14 protein-coding genes are annotated in these 15,205 nt (G+C 73.2%); 5 read left to right on the top strand and 9 right to left on the bottom strand.

What is annotated here, in order from left to right; genetic code table 11:
• Positions 1 to 34: 34 nt before the first annotated feature.
• The gene (locus ACIPYQ_RS13015) at positions 35 to 2,419 is read left to right on the top strand and encodes a penicillin acylase family protein (RefSeq protein WP_401250828.1); all 2,385 of its coding nucleotides are present in this window, start codon (positions 35 to 37) and stop codon (positions 2,417 to 2,419) included.
• 26 nt (positions 2,420 to 2,445) lie between these two features.
• On the opposite strand, the gene ACIPYQ_RS13010 is transcribed toward ACIPYQ_RS13015, so the two are convergent.
• Positions 2,446 to 3,567, bottom strand: coding sequence for a calcium:proton antiporter (locus ACIPYQ_RS13010; protein ID WP_401249761.1), 1,122 nt, complete (start codon positions 3,565 to 3,567; stop codon positions 2,446 to 2,448).
• 739 nt (positions 3,568 to 4,306) lie between these two features.
• On the opposite strand from ACIPYQ_RS13010, the gene ACIPYQ_RS13005 reads away from it, so the two are divergent.
• Positions 4,307 to 4,465 carry a hypothetical protein gene (locus ACIPYQ_RS13005; protein ID WP_401249758.1) on the top strand — a complete coding sequence of 53 codons (159 nt, stop codon included), beginning with the start codon at positions 4,307 to 4,309 and terminating at the stop codon, positions 4,463 to 4,465.
• A 7-nt stretch (positions 4,466 to 4,472) separates the two neighbouring features.
• On the opposite strand, the gene ACIPYQ_RS13000 is transcribed toward ACIPYQ_RS13005, so the two are convergent.
• Together ACIPYQ_RS13000 and ACIPYQ_RS12995 are read right to left on the bottom strand one after the other, a co-directional pair.
• Entirely contained in the window at positions 4,473 to 6,026 is a 1,554-nt protein-coding gene (locus ACIPYQ_RS13000) for an acyl-CoA synthetase (RefSeq protein ID WP_401249755.1), read from the bottom strand.
• A 14-nt stretch (positions 6,027 to 6,040) separates the two neighbouring features.
• On the bottom strand, positions 6,041 to 7,147 hold the full coding sequence (locus ACIPYQ_RS12995) for an NAD(P)H-dependent flavin oxidoreductase (protein WP_401249752.1): 1,107 nt from the start codon (positions 7,145 to 7,147) through the stop codon (positions 6,041 to 6,043).
• A 509-nt stretch (positions 7,148 to 7,656) separates the two neighbouring features.
• Between ACIPYQ_RS12995 and ACIPYQ_RS12990 the strand changes: the two genes are divergently transcribed.
• Positions 7,657 to 9,549 carry a serine hydrolase gene (locus ACIPYQ_RS12990; protein WP_401249749.1) on the top strand — a complete coding sequence of 631 codons (1,893 nt, stop codon included), beginning with the start codon at positions 7,657 to 7,659 and terminating at the stop codon, positions 9,547 to 9,549.
• Between the two features lie 4 nt (positions 9,550 to 9,553).
• Here the strand turns inward: ACIPYQ_RS12990 and ACIPYQ_RS12985 are convergent, their stop codons facing one another.
• From ACIPYQ_RS12985 to ACIPYQ_RS12965, 5 genes are all read right to left on the bottom strand, one after another.
• Positions 9,554 to 10,237 (bottom strand): GNAT family N-acetyltransferase, encoded by a 684-nt coding sequence (locus tag ACIPYQ_RS12985; protein WP_401249746.1) that lies wholly within the window; start codon positions 10,235 to 10,237, stop codon positions 9,554 to 9,556.
• A gap of 111 nt (positions 10,238 to 10,348) precedes the next feature.
• Entirely contained in the window at positions 10,349 to 11,035 is a 687-nt protein-coding gene (locus ACIPYQ_RS12980; RefSeq protein ID WP_401249743.1) for a DNA alkylation repair protein, read from the bottom strand.
• A 171-nt stretch (positions 11,036 to 11,206) separates the two neighbouring features.
• Positions 11,207 to 11,824 (bottom strand): GNAT family N-acetyltransferase, encoded by a 618-nt coding sequence (locus tag ACIPYQ_RS12975; RefSeq protein ID WP_401249740.1) that lies wholly within the window; start codon positions 11,822 to 11,824, stop codon positions 11,207 to 11,209.
• Positions 11,825 to 11,908: 84 nt separating this feature from the next.
• The gene (locus ACIPYQ_RS12970) at positions 11,909 to 12,286 is read right to left on the bottom strand and encodes a VOC family protein (protein WP_401249737.1); all 378 of its coding nucleotides are present in this window, start codon (positions 12,284 to 12,286) and stop codon (positions 11,909 to 11,911) included.
• Complete coding sequence (locus ACIPYQ_RS12965) at positions 12,276 to 12,920, bottom strand: TetR/AcrR family transcriptional regulator (RefSeq protein ID WP_401249734.1); 645 nt, start codon at positions 12,918 to 12,920, stop codon at positions 12,276 to 12,278. The genes ACIPYQ_RS12970 and ACIPYQ_RS12965 overlap by 11 nt, the downstream gene beginning before the upstream one ends.
• A gap of 188 nt (positions 12,921 to 13,108) precedes the next feature.
• Here ACIPYQ_RS12965 and ACIPYQ_RS12960 point away from each other — a divergent pair, with 188 nt between their 5' ends.
• Together ACIPYQ_RS12960 and ACIPYQ_RS12955 are read left to right on the top strand one after the other, a co-directional pair.
• Positions 13,109 to 13,555 carry a hypothetical protein gene (locus ACIPYQ_RS12960; RefSeq protein ID WP_401249731.1) on the top strand — a complete coding sequence of 149 codons (447 nt, stop codon included), beginning with the start codon at positions 13,109 to 13,111 and terminating at the stop codon, positions 13,553 to 13,555.
• A gap of 174 nt (positions 13,556 to 13,729) precedes the next feature.
• Positions 13,730 to 14,179 (top strand): nitroreductase family deazaflavin-dependent oxidoreductase, encoded by a 450-nt coding sequence (locus tag ACIPYQ_RS12955; protein ID WP_401249728.1) that lies wholly within the window; start codon positions 13,730 to 13,732, stop codon positions 14,177 to 14,179.
• Positions 14,180 to 14,252: 73 nt separating this feature from the next.
• Here ACIPYQ_RS12955 and ACIPYQ_RS12950 read toward each other — a convergent pair whose 3' ends face one another.
• On the bottom strand, positions 14,253 to 15,164 hold the full coding sequence (locus ACIPYQ_RS12950) for an alpha/beta fold hydrolase (protein ID WP_401249725.1): 912 nt from the start codon (positions 15,162 to 15,164) through the stop codon (positions 14,253 to 14,255).
• Positions 15,165 to 15,205 lie beyond the last annotated feature (41 nt).

The following is a 15,205-nucleotide window of genomic DNA, read 5'->3' as shown; positions in this document are numbered from 1 at the left end:
GACCGGCGCCGCGCTGCTCGCCGCGACGGCCGCGATGCCGCCGGCCTCCGCGGCGACCGGTGACCGGATACCGGCCGGCGGCGGTCTGTCCGCCGTCATCCGGTACACCGAGAACGGCATCCCCCACATCCTCGCCCGCGACTACGCCCAGCTCGGTTTCGGCACCGGCTGGGCCCAGGCGGCCGACCAGGTCTGTGTCCTCGCCGACGGGTTCGTGACCGTCGCCGGTGAGCGTTCGCGCTGGTTCGGACCCGACGCCGCACCCGACGGATCCCTCTCCTCCGCGACCCGGAACCTCTCCAGCGACCTGTACTTCAAGGGCGTCCGCGAGTCCGGCACGGTGGAGAAGCTGCTGGCGACCCCCGCCCCCGCCGGTCCCACCAAGGACCTCAAGGAGCTGATGCGCGGCTGGGCCGCCGGGTACAACGCCTGGCTCGCCCAGAACAGGATCACCGACCCCGCCTGCAAGGGCGCCGCCTGGGTCCGCCCGGTCACCACCACCGACGTGGCCGCCCGCGGTTTCGCGGTCTCCGTCCTCGGCGGCCAGGGGCGCGGCATCGACGGCATCACGGCCGCCCAGCCGCCCGCCGCCCAGCCGCCCACGGCCCAGCAGCCGGGCGCACCGGCGACGGCCCGCGGCCCGGCCGCCGGGCCCGATCCGGCGACGGCGGCCGAGGCGGCGCGCGAGTTCTTCGACACCGGCCGCTACGACATGGGCTCCAACGCGGTGGCCTTCGCCGGTTCCACCACGGCGAGCGGCAGCGGGCTGCTGCTCGGCAACCCGCACTATCCGTGGCAGGGCGGGCGCCGCTTCTGGCAGTCGCAGCAGACCATCCCGGGCAGACTGAACGTCTCGGGCGGCTCCCTCCTCGGCACCGCCGTGGTCAACATCGGTTTCAACGAGAAGGTCGCGTGGAGCCACACCGTGGCCACCGGCACCCCCGTCAGCCTGCACCAGCTCGCCCTCGACCCGGCCGACCCGACCGCCTACCTGGTCGACGGCAAGCCGGAGAGGATGACCCGGCGGACCGTCACCGTCCCGGTGTCCGGCGGCGATCCGGTCACCCGTACCCAGTGGTGGACGCGCTACGGACCGGTCGTCTCGAACCTCGGCCCGGGCCTGCAGCTGCCCTGGACGGCCGGCACGGCGTACGCGCTGAACGATCCCAACGCGGCGAACCTGCGCGGCTCCGACACCGCCCTGGCGATGGGCAAGGCCCGCTCGGTCGCCGGCATCCAGGACGCGCTGGCCCGCACGCAGGGTCTGCCCTGGGTCAACACGGTGGCCGCCGACTCCGCGGGCGGCACCCTCTTCACCCAGTCCCAGGTGCTCCCGCGGATCACCGACGAGCTCGCGGCCCGCTGCTCCACGCCGCTGGGTCGGGCCACGTACCCGGCCTCGGGGCTGGCGGTGCTGGACGGCTCGCGCACGGACTGCGCACTGGGCTCGGATCCGGACGCGGTGCAGCCGGGCGTGTTCGGCCCCGCGAAGGCGCCGACGCTGCGCGACGCCCCGTACGCCGAGAACTCCAACGACAGCGCCTGGCTGGCCCATGCGGAGCGCCCGCTGACCGGCTACGAGCGGGTCTGGGGCAATATCGCCACCCCGCGCTCGATGCGCACGCGCGGCGCGGTCGAGGACGTCTCGGCGATGGCCGCGAAGGGCCGGCTGACCGTGTCCGACCTGCAGAAGCAGCAGTTCGCCAACCGGGTCCCGGCCGGTGATCTGGCGGCGGCGGACGCGGCCAAGGCCTGCGCCGCACTGCCCGGCGGCACGGCCACCGGCAGCGACGGGAGCGCGGTGGACGTCTCGGCCGCCTGCCCGGTCCTGGCGGGCTGGGACCGTACGACCGACAGCACCAGCCGCGGCGCGCTCCTCTTCGACCGGTTCTGGCGCAGGCTGACGGCTTCGACCGCGGCCAAGGACCTGTGGCTGGTGCCGTTCTCAGCGGCCGATCCCGTACGCACCCCCCGTACGCTCAACCAGGCGGCGCCCGGCCTCGGGCGGGCGCTCGCGGACGCGGTGGCCGAGCTGAGGGCCGCCGGGATCGCGCTGGACGCCCCGTTGGGCGAGCACCAGTTCGTGGTGCGGGGCGGGCAGAAGCTGCCGGTGGGCGGCGGTACGGAGGCGCTCGGCGTCTGGAACAAGATCGAGGCGCCGTGGAACGCGGCGGCCGGCGGCTACCCGGAGGTCACGCACGGCTCCAGCCACATCCAGGCGGTCGGCTGGGACCGCGGCCCCTGCCCGGTGGCGCGCACCCTGCTGACGTACGGCCAGTCCTCGAACCCCGGCTCGCCGCACTCCGCGGACCAGACCCGGCTGTTCTCCCAGGAGCGATGGGTCACGGCGCGGTTCTGCGAGCGGGACATCCTCTCCTCGCCGCAGCTGAAGGTGGTCTGGGCCCGCGAGCGGCGCTGACCGGGGCCTCCTCCTGGCCGCCGCCCTCAGGGGCTGACGGCCAGGAAGAGGTACGCGGCGAGCAGCACGATGTGCACGCCGCCCTGGAGCAGGGTGGCGCGGCCGGGGGCGATGGTGAGGGCGCTGACCACGACGGTCAGGGCGAGCAGCACCATGTGGACCGGCCCGAGGCCCAGCAGGAGCGGGCCGGAGAGCCAGATCGAGGCCAGGGCGATGGCCGGGATGGTCAGGCCGATGCTGGCGATGGCGGAGCCGTAGGCCAGGTTGAGGCTGGTCTGGACGCGTCCGCGGCGGGCGGCACGGACGGCGGCCAGGGTTTCGGGCAGCAGGACGAGCAGGGCGATGATCACGCCGACGACGGCGTTGGGCAGGCCGGCGTCGGCGACGCCCTTCTCGATGGTCGGGGAGACGGCCTTGGCGTCGCCGACCACCGCGACGAGCGCGACCAGCAGCAGGCCGGTGCTGATCAGGGCGGCGCGGGCGGTGGGCGGGGCGGCGTGGTCTTCGTCGTCGCCGTTGCCTTCGGGCGCGTCGGCCGGCCGCTCGGTTTCCACGGGGAGGAAGTAGTCCCGGTGTCGAACGGTCTGGACGGCGACGAACAGGCCGTACAGGGCGAGCGAGGCGATGGCGGCGAAGGTGAGCTGGGCGGTGGAGAACTCGGGGCCGGGCTTGCTCGTGGTGAAGGTCGGCAGCACCAGGCTGAGGACGGCGAGGGTCGCGACGGTGGCGAGGGCCGCGCCGGAGCCCTCGGGGTTGAAGACCGCGACCCGGTTGCGCAGGGCTCTGACGAAGAGGGACAGGCCGACGATGCCGTTGCAGGTGATCATGACGGCGGCGAAGACCGTGTCCCGGGCGAGCGAGGCGGTCTTGTCCCCGCCGTCGGCCATCAGGGTGACGATGAGGGCCACTTCGATGACGGTGACCGCGACGGCGAGCACGAGGGAGCCGAAGGGTTCCCCGACCCGGTGGGCGACGACCTCGGCGTGGTGGACGGCCGCCAGCACCGCGCCCGCGAGGCAGAGCGCGACCAGCACCACCCCGAGCGCGGGCAGGTCGCGTCCCCAGCTGAGGATGAGCGCGACGAGCGCCACCAGGGGGACCACGAGGGTCCAGTCGGTCAGGGCGGATCTGCGGGTAGCCGTACTCATATATGCGAACTTGCCAGATATGCCCCTCGGATGCGGTGTCGTCCGCGTCACGCGTGGCGGGAGTGTCGGACGTGGCGGGGCGTCAGGCATGTCCGGCGTCTGGTGCGGTGCCACCGGAAACCCGGGCCCGGCACCGCAGAATGGCGCATGCCCTCAGCAGACGCACCCTCGCCCTGGACCGGGGAGGACCTGAACCGGCTGCACCGCGTCGTGGTCCGGGCGTTGCAGCGCCACGCCTCCCCGGCACCGGGGGCTGAGGGTGCAGCGGGGGGGCGGCGCGGGCCGGCCCGTACGCGGGGTGGTGCAACCCCCGGAACGTCCGGACACCACCCGCGCGGTCCTGTGGGACGGCCGCGACCTGGACAGTTCGCCCGCCTACGACCTCCCCCTGGTCGAAGACCTCCGACTGCAACGTCCCGTGGAGCGTCATCGATGCGGTACTGCGGCAGCTGGCGGCCGCCGGACCGGACCCGGCCGCCGCCACGTCCGCGAACGGCCTGGGCATCCCCGTCGTCGACGCCCGCCCCGCGACCCGGCGGTTCCTGGTGGAGCCCGAGTACGACCTCACCGACGCGCTCCACCAAGCCGTTTCCATGATCGGGTACTACGGCGGCGATCCGGACCCCGGGCCCGAGCTGCTGCTCGCCGGATTCCTGCTGGTCGGCCCCGCCACGGTACGGCTGTACGTCGACCGGACGCCGGCGCCGGCCCGGCCGCCGGGCCCGCCCCGCGGATCGGGGTGGACATCGCGCTGCGGGACGAGGAGGGCGCCGTACGAAGGGGGTTCACCGGGGCGATGGCGGCGCTGCCCTCCCTCGTACGCGACGAGCTCGACTGGAACACCGCGGAGGACGTGGACCCCTACTGCGCGGCGGTCCACGGCTTCACCCGGTGGTGACGCGGGCTCACATGGCCCGGTCGTGGCCCTCCCAGTACGGATCGCGCAGCCGCCGCTTGTAGAGCTTGCCGTTCGGATCGCGCGGCATCGTCTCGATGAAGTCGACCGTCTTGGGGCGCTTGTAGCCGGCGAGCTGGCGTTCGCAGTGGTGCAGGATCTCCGCGGCGAGCGCGTCGCCCGCGACGAAGCCCTCGGCCGGTTCGATGACCGCCTTGACCTCCTCGCCCCAGTCGGCGTGCGGAATGCCGAAGGCGGCGGCGTCCGCGACGGCCGGGTGGGTGAGCAGGGCCGACTCGATCTCGGCCGGGTAGATGTTCACCCCGCCGGAGATGATCATGTCGATCTTGCGGTCGCGGAGGAAGAGGTACCCCTCCTCGTCCATCAGTCCGAGGTCGCCGACGGTGAAGAAGTCGCCGATGCGGTTCTTCTTCGTCTTGCCCTCGTCCTTGTGGTAACTGAAGCCGCCGGTGTTCATCTTGATGTAGACGGTGCCCAGTTCCCCGGCGGGCAGCCGGTTGCCGTCGTCGTCGAAGACGGCCAGTTCGCTGATCGGCCAGGCCTTGCCGACGGTTCCCGGCTTCTTCAGCCAGTCCTCGGCCGTCGCGAAGGCGCCGCCGCCCTCGCTCGCCGCGTAGTACTCCTCCACGCAGCCGCCCCACCAATCGATCATCGCCCGTTTGACGTGGTCGGGGCAGGGCGCGGCGCCGTGGATGGCGTGCCGCATCGAGGAGACGTCGTACGCGTCCTTCGTCTCCTGCGGGAGCGCGAGCAGCCGGTGGAACTGCGTGGGGACCATGTGGGTGTGCGTGCAGGCGTGCCGGTCGATCAGGCGCAGCATGTCCTGCGGGGTCCACTTGTCCATCAGGACCAGCGGGTGCCCGATGTGCAGGGCGGCGCCCGCGAACTGGAGGACGGCCGTGTGGTAGAGCGGCGAGCAGACCAGGTGGACGTTGCCGTCGAAGGGGCGGATGCCGAAGATGCCGAGGAAGCCCCCGAGGTACGTCTCCTCGGGGAGCTTGCCGGGCAGCGGTCGGCGGATCCCGCGCGGGCGGCCGGTGGTGCCGGAGGTGTAGTTCATGACCCAGCCGAGGGTGCGCTCCTCGGGGGCCGTCCCGGGCTGGTCCGCGAGGAGGTCCCCGTACGGGCGGAAGCCCGCGACCGCTCCGACGGCGTAGCGGTGGCTCGCGGGGAGGGCGGCCTCGTCGGCCGCGGCGGTGGCGGCGTCGGCGAAGCGCTCGTGGGCTATGAGCACCTTGGCCCCGGAGTCGGAGACGATCCAGGCGATCTCGGGGCCGACGAGGTGGTGGTTGACGGGGACGAGGTAGAAGCCGGCCTGGGAGGCGGCGAGGTAGGCGGTGAGGAACTCGACGCCGTTGGGGAGGACGACGGCGAAGACGTCCCCCTTCCGCAGGCCCGCCGCGCGCAGGCCGTGGACGAGGCGGTTGACGTCGGCGTGCAGCCGGCCGGCGGTCCACTCCTCGCCTTCGGGGGTGACGAGGACGGTGCGCTCGGGGTCGGCGGCCGCCTGGGCCCAGAAACCGTTGGGGAGCTGGTCACTCATGCTGATCACACCTCTCAGGCCCGGCCGGCGATGCGGTTGATGCGGTCGATGGCGCGCTCGAACCCGGCGGTGAGGTCGTCGAAGACGGCCTGGACGCTGCGTTCGCTGTTCATCCGCCCGACGATCTGGCCGACGGGGGTGCCGAGCAGCGGCTGGACCTCGTACTTCTGGATCCGGGAGACGGCCTCGGCGACGAGCAGGCCCTGGAGCGGCATGGGGAGCGCGCCCGGGCCCTCCGGGTCGTCCCAGGCGTCGGTCCACTCGGTGCGCAGCTGGCGGGCGGGCTTGCCGGTGAGGGCGCGGGAGCGGACGGTGTCGCCGGAGCCCGCGGCGAGCAGCTTCTCGGTGAGGGCGCGCGAGTGGAGGTCGGCCTCGGTGGTGGTGAGCCAGAGGGAACCGAGCCAGGCGCCCTGGGCGCCGAGGGCGAGTCCGGCGGCGATCTGCTCCCCGCTGCCGATGCCGCCGGCGGCGAGGACCGGGAGCGGGGCGACGGCTTCGGCGATCTCGGGGACCAGGACCATGGTGGCGATGTCGCCGGTGTGGCCGCCGGCCTCGTAGCCCTGGGCGACGACGATGTCGATGCCGGCTTCCGCGTGGCGGCGGGCGTGCTTGGCGCTGCCGGCGAGGGCGGCGACGAGGACGCCGTGGTCGTGGGCGCGGGCGATGACGTCGGCGGGCGGGGAACCGAGGGCGTTCGCCAGGAGTTTGATGGGGTAGTCGAAGGCGACGTCGAGCTGGTTGCGGGCGACCTGCTCCATCCAGCCGGTGATCCGCCAGCCGGAGGCCTCTCCTTCGGCGAGCTCGGGCACGTGGTGCTTGGCGAGGGTGTCGCGGACGAAGGCGCGGTGCCCGGCCGGGATCATCGCCTCGATGTCGGCTTCACTGATGCCGTCGACCGCCTTCTTGGCGGGCATGACGACGTCGAGGCCGTAGGGCTTGCCGTCGGTGTGCGCCTGCATCCAGTCGAGGTCGCGTCTGAGGTCGTCGGGAGCGGTGTAGCGGACCGCACCGAGTACGCCGAAGCCGCCCGCGCGGGTGATGGCCGCGGCGACCGCCGGGAAGGGCGTGAAGCCGAAGATGGCGTGCTCGACTCCCAGTTTCTTGCTCAGCTCCGTCTCCATGGGCGGCAGGATGCCGCAGCCCGGCATGCGAGGGAAGAGATTTTCTGATGCAGTGTCAGATTCTTTACGGGCCGGTCGGTGCGGAGGGTGCCCGACGGGCGGGCAGATACCCACTAGCGTGCGGATCGCCTGCGGCGCGCACAGCGGATCCGGGAGGGGGGCCGTTCGCCCGCGGCGCGCTGGACGGCTCCGGGGCCGTCCCGGCTCCACCGGCGTCCGAGGCGCGGGGTCCGGGGGCGCTCGCCGCAGGCGGTCGGCGGGGCAGGCGGTCGGCGGGCCGCCCCAGCCTCGCCGTCGTTTGAGGCGCGGGGTCCGGGGTGGCTCGCCGCAGGCGAACGGCCGGCGGGCCATCCCAGCCTCGCCGGTATTTGAGGCGCGGGGTCCCGGGCGGCTCGCCGCAGGCGAACGGCCGGCGGGCCATCCCAGCCCCGCCGGCGTTTGAGGCGCGGGGTCCGGGGCGGAGCCCTGGGAGACGGCGCCGCAGGTGGACAGCGGACAGGAGGGCGCACATGACAGTACGCACGGGGGCCTACGGCGTGGCGGGCGCAGCAGCGCGGCCCGCACAGGCCACAACGGGCGGGCCCGAGAAGACCAACGGCCGGCCCGGAGCAGCCGGCGGCGGGCTGACGCGGCGGCGGCTAGGGGCCCGGCTGCTCGCACTCGGCGGGGTGCTCGTCCTGCACGCCGCGCTCCCCGGCGCCGCCGCCGGGGCCTCGGGCAACCCGGCCGAGCGCCGCGCGCTCCAGGGCCTGCGGCTGCGCTACGGCTCCGCACGCCAGGCCGGCCTGCTGGAGAAGCACCTCGAAGGGGTCGCGGACGAGGCCCGGCGCTTCCTCGGCCCCTCCCCCGAACACCCCTACTACGCCGGTGCGGTGGTCCTCGCCGGCCGGGGCCGCACCATCGCCCTGCACCGGGCCATGGGCGAGGCCGTGCGCTACGCGGACTACGACGGGCGGACCGACCGGGTCCGGGAGTTCCCGGCGGCCGAGCGGATCGCGATGGCCGAGGACACCGTCTTCGATCTGGCCTCCCTGACCAAGCTGTTCACGTCCATCCTGGCCGTGCAGCAGATGGAACGGGGGCACTTGGAGCTGGAGGCTCCGGTGCGCCGGTACCTACCGGAGTTCACCGGGGGCGGCAAGGAGGTGATCACGGTCCGCCAACTGCTCACGCACACCTCGGGGCTGCGCTCCTGGGCGCCCTTCTACAAGGAGTCCACGCGGGAGGGCCGCCTGAGGCTGCTGTGGTCGGTGAGGCCACAGGAGACTCCCGGTACGGTCTACCGGTACTCCGACCTGAACCTGATCACCCTCCAGCTGCTCTTGGAACAGATCACCGGTCGCACTCTGGATGTCCTGCTCCGCGACGAGATCACTGCTCCACTGGGGATGCACCGCACTCGTTACAACCCACCGCTCTCCTGGCGCCGGGTCATTGCCGCCACCGAGGTGCAGCGCCCGCCCTGGTCCGGCCTGGACCGCGGGCTGGTGTGGGGCGAGGTCCACGACGAGAACGCGTACGCGCTCGGCGGCGTCGCGGGCCACGCCGGCGTCTTCGGCACCGCCTGGGACCTGGCCCTCCTCGCCCGCACCCTCCTCGACGGCGGGTCCTACGCGGGCAGGCGGATCCTGCGCCCGTCCTCCGTCGAGCTGCTCTTCACGGACTACAACACCGCCTTCCCCGGCGACGACCACGGCCTCGGCTTCGAGCTCTACCAGCACTGGTACATGGGCGCCATGGCCACCCCGCACTCCGCCGGCCACACCGGCTTCACCGGCACCTCCCTGGTCCTCGACCCCTCCACCGACTCCTTCCTGATCCTGCTCGGCAACTCCGTCCACCCCGTGCGCACCTGGCGGGCCGGCAGCGCGCCCCGCGTGGCCGCCGGCAACCGCTTCGCGCGTGCCGTCCCGGTCCGTACCCGGCACGGCGGCACGGCCTGGTTCTCCGGGATCGAGCCCGGCGCCTCCGGCACGCTCACGCTGCCGCCGCTCGCCCCGGCCACGGCGTCCGCCCGGCTGCGCTGCGCCGTGTGGTGGGACACCGTGCCCGGCGAGGGCGCCCTGCACCTGGAGGTCTCGTCCGACGGGGAGCACTGGGAACCGCTGCCCTTCAGCACCGTCCGGTCCACCGGCGGCGCGCCCGAGGAATGGCCCCGCGGCTCGGTGAGCGGCTGGTCCGGCCACATCTGGCACCGTCTCGAAGCCCCCCTCACCGCCGCTGGGGCGGGCCGGGAGGTACGGGTGCGCTTCCGCCACACCGCGACCGGCCGCTACGTCGGCCGCGGGATCTACGTGGACGTCATCCGGGTGTCGGAACCGGCGCGGCTCCTCTTCTCGGAAGACCGCCCCGCCGACGCCGCCCGCCTCGAAGCCGCCGGCTGGACCCGCTCCGCGGACTAGACGATCAGGTCCGGGGGATCCCCGCGGACATGAGGGGAGCGAGGGGCTTGCGGAGGGGCTTGTGGAGGGGCTTGTAGACGAAGCCGGTCAGCGGTGCGAGGACCTTCCAGTCGAGCGTTTCGTAGAGCGCTCGGCCTTGGACGGTCGCGCCCAGGATGCCCGTGGCCACGCCGTTCTCGATGGCCGCGTCGGTGAGTGCGCCCATCACCACCGTCCCGAGGCCGCGGCGCTGGTGAGCCTCCTCGGTGATGATCTGGTCGAAGACGCAGGCGGCACCCGTCAGGCCGATCTGACCGCGGGCGGCGAGCTCCCCGTCGGCGGCCAGGATGCGCACGCTGATGACATCGTCGTCCGTCTCGGCGGTGGCCGTGTAACCGTCTGGCGGGCGCACGGCGGCCGGACGCAGGTCGACGGCCATCAGGAAGCCGGGATCGGTCGGCTCCCACTCGGGCGAGAACCACGGCTCCATGACGTCCGGTTCCAGAAAGGCCTTGATGCAGGTGGTCGGTTCGGTGATCGCGTCGACGAGCCCGCGGGCGGTCTCGGCATCGGCGTCGAGCAGGACGTGACGGACCGCCTGTGCCGGCAGCCCGACCTGGATGCTCAGCCCCCACGGCGCGTCCACCGGCTTCGGCGCCCGCCGCGAGACGGTCCATCCCTCGACCCACGAACGCGCGAGCTCCACCATCCGGACACCCCTCCGAGTAATGACTGAGATCGGAATTCGAATGTTACACAAGCGCGGGTGGAGCCGTCGGGAAATACGGCGCCCGCACGGGAACCGGCGCAAGGGGAGTCGTCACGCGCCCTGCTGCCGGCTCACCATCTCGGTGATCCAGACCGGCGCGAACGGAGAGGTGCAGCCCGGGGAGGTCGGGTAGTCCTTGAGCACTTCCAGGCGCTCACCGATGTCGATGGCGCGGGCGCGGTACTCGGGGTGCTCGATCCCGATCTGGGCCAGGCAGTGGTTCATCGCCCACTGCAGGCGCTCCGGGGCGTCCTTCATCCGGGCCTCGATGGTGTCGAGCAGTCCGGCGAGGTCGAGGCCCTCGGGCTTCTTCGCCACGCGTTCGGTGGTCAGCGCCCAGCCGGCGCTCGCGACCACCGGATCCGGATCGGCGGACCAGACCACGCGCAGCTCTTCGTGGTGCGGGTTCTTCTTCACCACGTAGTTCACGAGCCAGTCGTGCACCTTGGGTGTACGGGCACCGCGCAGCATGGCGTCCAGCTCGTCCTGCCCGAACGCCTTCGGGCGGCAGATCAGGATCGCCAGCAGTCTCGCCGCGGTGTCGTCCGTCTCCCAGAGCCGGCACGCGAGTTCCTGCTGCGTCTTCAGCCGCTTCGCGAGCGCGCGCAGCTTGCCGAGGTTCACTCCGTGGTCGTCGCCGTGCTTCTCGTTCACGGCGCGCGCCTTCGGGTCCTCGAGCGCGGCCAGCTCGGCCATCACCTCGACCACCGCCGTCTCGGTGCCCACCGTCTCGGCCATCTCGGCCTCCCGTCCGTCCCGTGCGGGATGCAGCCTACGACGGTGGGCGGCCCCTGTCGTACGCGCGCGGGCGCCGTGGTCGCGCGGACGACGCGCGGCGCGCGGCGTGTGGCGGGCCGGGGGCGAGCGGCCGTCCGTACGCAGCCGGACGGGTCCGCTCGCTCCGGTGTGTCACACGGCCGGGGTGCCGACCGGAGGCCGCGGTTCGCGGCGCATCGCCCACAGGGTCGGGCCGTCCCCGGGCAGCCGGATCTCCTCGCGCACGGTGAAGCCGAAGTGCTCGTAGAAGGGGAGGTTGTCCGCCTTGGAGGACTCCAGACAGGCGGGCAGGCCGGCCACATCGGCCTTGGCGAGGCCCGAGCGCAGCAGGGCGGCCCCCTGGCCCGTGCCCTGCGCGGCGGGGTCGGCGCCGATCACCGCGAGGTACCAGTGCGGATCCTGCGGCGTGTGCTGGGCGGCCGCCTCGACGGTGGCCGCGAACAACTCGGCCCGGTCGCCGAGGATGTCCTGCAACTGCTGGATGGTTTCCGCGTCGGGAACGGCCTTGGCCTGCGCCTCCGGCGGCACCCAGAAGGCCGCCGCGGCTTCGGTGAGCTCGCACACGGCGTTGGAGACGTACTGCCGGGTGAAGAGCGTCGTGAAGTAACTGCCCAGTGACGCCTCGCGCGAGGAGTCGTCGGGGAAGAACCAGCGCATCATCGGGTCGTCGTCGAAGGCCCGGGCCAGGGAGCGGCTGATCAGCGCTGCGTCGTCGATCGCTGCCGTCTTCGGCGTGTTCGGTATCAGCATGCGGACATTCTGCATCGGATGATCTTGAACGGTACGGGCGGGGTCCGACTTGTCGGACACCCGACCCCCGCCACCCGGCTCCCGCTAGTGGCGGACCAGGCAGAAGGGATGGCCCGCCGGGTCAGCGAAGATCCGCCAGCTGCGGCCGTCCGCGCCCCCGTCGAGCAGCGTCGCTCCGGCCGCCAGCACCTGTTCCTGGGCGCGGTCGAGGTCCGGGACGCCGAGGTCCAGGTGGAACTGCTGCGGCCGGGTGGGGTCCGGCCAGCGCGGGGGCGCGTAGTCCGCCGCGCACTGGAAGGCGAGGACCTGACCCGACGGCGCGTGGAGGGTCGCCCAGTCCTCGCCGACCGCCCAGCGCCGGTCCGACTGGTCGACGTTCCCGCCCAGCAGGGTCCGGTAGAACTCGGCCAGCTTCTGCGGATCGGAACAGTCCAGGACCACGCACTGCAGTTCAGCGATCATGGCCGGATCCTAGGCCCTGTCCGGGGTGCGCGAGGGCCGCGTCGATCATCCGGCGGGCGACGGAGGTCAGTTCGGCCGGGTCCGGGGCCAGGCGGGAGCGGGCGAGGGCGCCGGCCAGCCGGTCGTAGAGGAGCCCGTCCGTCCAGGCGACGAGCAGCTCGGCGGCCTCCTCGGGGCGGTCGGCGCCGAGTGCGGCGAGAATGCCGGCGGCCCGGGCCCGGGGCCCCTGCCCCGCGCGGAGGAAGTCCGCCTCAAGCGCGGGGTTACGGGCGGCCTCCAGGCTGAGTTCGAACCGGGCCAGCTGGCGCTCGCGCCCCACCGTCAGCCAGCGGTGGAGCAGTCCGGCCAGCGCGGCCGCGGCCGCCGCGCGGTCCTGCACCGGGAGCACGGACGGGCCCTCGCCGCCAAGGTCGAGGTCTTCGAGATCGAGGTCGGCCAGTCGTTGGTAGCAGGCGCCGATGAGGGCTGTCCTCGTACGGAAGTAGTACGAGGTACTGCCCGCCGGCAGCCCTGCCGCGCCGTCGACCGCGCGGTGGGTCAGCCCGCGCAGGCCGGTGGCGGCCACGAGGCCGATCGCGGTGTCGGCGATCAGCGTCCTGCGGTCCGCGGGGGCGCTCTGACGAGGGGTGGACATCCCTTCACTCTACAGCTGTAGAGGACGGCGAAAGGGGAGGGAAGGGGGCTCGTCATGTCGGCACTTGATCATCACGCGGTCGTGACAGGCGCGGGAATCGGCGGGCGCCCGGGATCGTCCTCGCGCCCAACGCCCTGCGCGCCTTCACCGCCATCGGCTTCGACATCACCCGCGCGGTGGGCCGTGCCGTGCCCGCTGCGGGATGGGCCTGCGCCGCGCGGACGGCCGCCGGTTACGGCGGACCGCCGCTCGCCGTGCACCGCCCGGCCCTCGCCGACGCCCCGGCCGGCGCACCCCCCCGAAGGCTCGGTCCGGTACGGCGTCACGGTCGGCCCGGCGGACGACCCGGACGGCTCCCCCGCGGCCCGCACCTCGACCGGCGGCCTCGCCGGCGCCGACCTGGTGCCGGCCTCCGCTACAGCCGGGAGACCGTCTGGCGCACCGTCCTGCCCGCCGCCGCGAGCCGTGCCGAGGCGGACACCGCCGAGACCTGGGGCCGCGGCGAGCGGTTCGGCGTCGTCCCGCTCGCCGACGGCCGGATCTACCTCTACGCTGCCGCCGTCGTCCCCAGGGCCACCACCCCGCCGACGTCCGCACCAAGCTCCTGCCCCGCCACGACACCTGGCACGACCTGATCCCGGCTCTGCCGGAGCGGATCGCCCCCGCGGCCGTGCTCCAGCACGACCTGGGCGATGGATGCGCTGTTCGACGGATTCGTGCTTCCGGACGGAATGCGTGCCGTGCCCGCGGGCGTTGGGAGTCGTTGGTGAAGTTCGTTGACTGTTCGATGCGAAGGCAGGCAGATCTCCATGACGACCGACATCGACTGGGAGCACCCGACCGACCCCAGGGAGGGCTCCTGGCAGCTGGACCACGTGAAGCAGTACGTGAGCTCGGGGGGCTCCGAGGGCCAGTACTGGAACGGCACCCAGACCCTCCTGCTCACCACCCTCGGCCGGGTGTCGGGCAAGCCGGTCCGCACCCCGCTCATCTACGGGGAGGCCGACGGCCGTTACCTGGTCGTCGCGTCGAAGGGTGGTGACCCCGCGCACCCGCTCTGGTACCGGAACCTGTCCGCGCACCCCACGGTCCGCATCCAGGTCGGCCCGAAGGTCATGCAGGGCACGGCCCGTACCGCCACTCCCGAGGAGCGCGCCGCGTACTGGCCGGTGATGGTCGGGCACTGGCCCGCGTACGACGAGTACCAGGCCAAGACGGACCGCGAGATCCCGATCGTGGTCATCGACCCGGTCGCATAGGCCCCGCAGGCCGGGTCCCGTCGGACAACCCCTCCCCGGGCGGGCCCTTCCCCCGCCCGGGGGCTCCGTCACCTCAGTGGCACGTCCGCGCCACCTGCTCCAGCTCGTCGCCCCACACGGCCACGTCCCGCGGGCCGATGTGCGGCGCGGCCAGGGACCGTACGCGGAAGGGGTTGCGCGGTGTCGTCCCGTCCGCCTCACGGATCATCAGGCCCTGGAGGGCCGGCGGGATGGAGCGGTCCTCGGTGAAGCGCAGGAACGTGCGCGGTACCCGCCCCCACTTCTCCGGCAGCCCCCGGGCGTCGGCGGCCCCGATCGCCGCGGACTCGTCCGGCTCCAGGGTGTTGAGCAGCGCGCGCACCTCGGCGTCCGGCAGGTCGCTGCCCAGCGCCTCCTTCGCCGCCGCGAAGAAGGCGGGGTCGCCCGAGCGCCAGTTGACCCGGTTGACGCCGAGCTCCGGCGGGGTCTGCACGGCGGTGAGGCGGAACAGGGAGCTGGTGGACGCCTCCGGGGTCGCCATCAGCTGCGTCACCGAGGCGTGCCGGGTCGGGCAGAAGGCGGACGCGTACACCAGGTGGGAGATCAGCTCGGGCACTTGGTTGGCGACCGCGTTCACCGTCACCCCGCCGAGGCTCTGGCCGACCAGGATCACGGGACCGTTGCGGTGCACGGCGCGCACGACTCCGACGACGTGCGCCGCGAAGTCCTGCAGCGTCACCCCGCCGATCGGCGAGGGTTCGGTGCGCAGCCGCTCCAGGTCCTGGGGGGTCTGGTAGGAGACCGGGAAGTACGCGCCCGCCCCGTGCCCGGGCAGGTCCACCGCGACCGCCCGGTGCCCGCGGACGCCGAGCTCGTGCAGGACGGGCGACCACCCGTAGGAGTTGCTCCCGGCGCCGTGCACGAGGACGAAGGTGGGCGCGGCGTGCCGTTGCGCATCGGCGCGCACGTCGTCGCCCAGGTCATTGCCGCCACTCAAGTTACTCATGAGTAGAATTCTAGGCGTGGGCGCCTCCATGACCGGCCGAT

Origin of the sequence: Streptomyces sp. NPDC090045 (assembly GCF_044747975.1) — a bacterium.
Lineage (GTDB): Bacteria > Actinomycetota > Actinomycetes > Streptomycetales > Streptomycetaceae > Streptomyces.
This window is presented reverse-complemented; position numbering and strand designations above follow the sequence as displayed.

Coding starts and splice junctions, on each gene's coding strand:
- ACIPYQ_RS13015 (WP_401250828.1), top strand. CDS start 35: ATGCCGCCGGCCTCCGCGGCGACCGGTGACCGGATACCGGCCGGCGGC.
- ACIPYQ_RS13010 (WP_401249761.1), bottom strand. CDS start 3,567: ATGAGTACGGCTACCCGCAGATCCGCCCTGACCGACTGGACCCTCGTG.
- ACIPYQ_RS13000 (WP_401249755.1), bottom strand. CDS start 6,026: ATGAGTGACCAGCTCCCCAACGGTTTCTGGGCCCAGGCGGCCGCCGAC.
- ACIPYQ_RS12995 (WP_401249752.1), bottom strand. CDS start 7,147: ATGGAGACGGAGCTGAGCAAGAAACTGGGAGTCGAGCACGCCATCTTC.
- ACIPYQ_RS12990 (WP_401249749.1), top strand. CDS start 7,657: ATGACAGTACGCACGGGGGCCTACGGCGTGGCGGGCGCAGCAGCGCGG.
- ACIPYQ_RS12985 (WP_401249746.1), bottom strand. CDS start 10,237: ATGGTGGAGCTCGCGCGTTCGTGGGTCGAGGGATGGACCGTCTCGCGG.
- ACIPYQ_RS12980 (WP_401249743.1), bottom strand. CDS start 11,035: ATGGCCGAGACGGTGGGCACCGAGACGGCGGTGGTCGAGGTGATGGCC.
- ACIPYQ_RS12975 (WP_401249740.1), bottom strand. CDS start 11,824: ATGCTGATACCGAACACGCCGAAGACGGCAGCGATCGACGACGCAGCG.
- ACIPYQ_RS12970 (WP_401249737.1), bottom strand. CDS start 12,286: ATGATCGCTGAACTGCAGTGCGTGGTCCTGGACTGTTCCGATCCGCAG.
- ACIPYQ_RS12965 (WP_401249734.1), bottom strand. CDS start 12,920: ATGTCCACCCCTCGTCAGAGCGCCCCCGCGGACCGCAGGACGCTGATC.
- ACIPYQ_RS12955 (WP_401249728.1), top strand. CDS start 13,730: ATGACGACCGACATCGACTGGGAGCACCCGACCGACCCCAGGGAGGGC.
- ACIPYQ_RS12950 (WP_401249725.1), bottom strand. CDS start 15,164: ATGAGTAACTTGAGTGGCGGCAATGACCTGGGCGACGACGTGCGCGCC.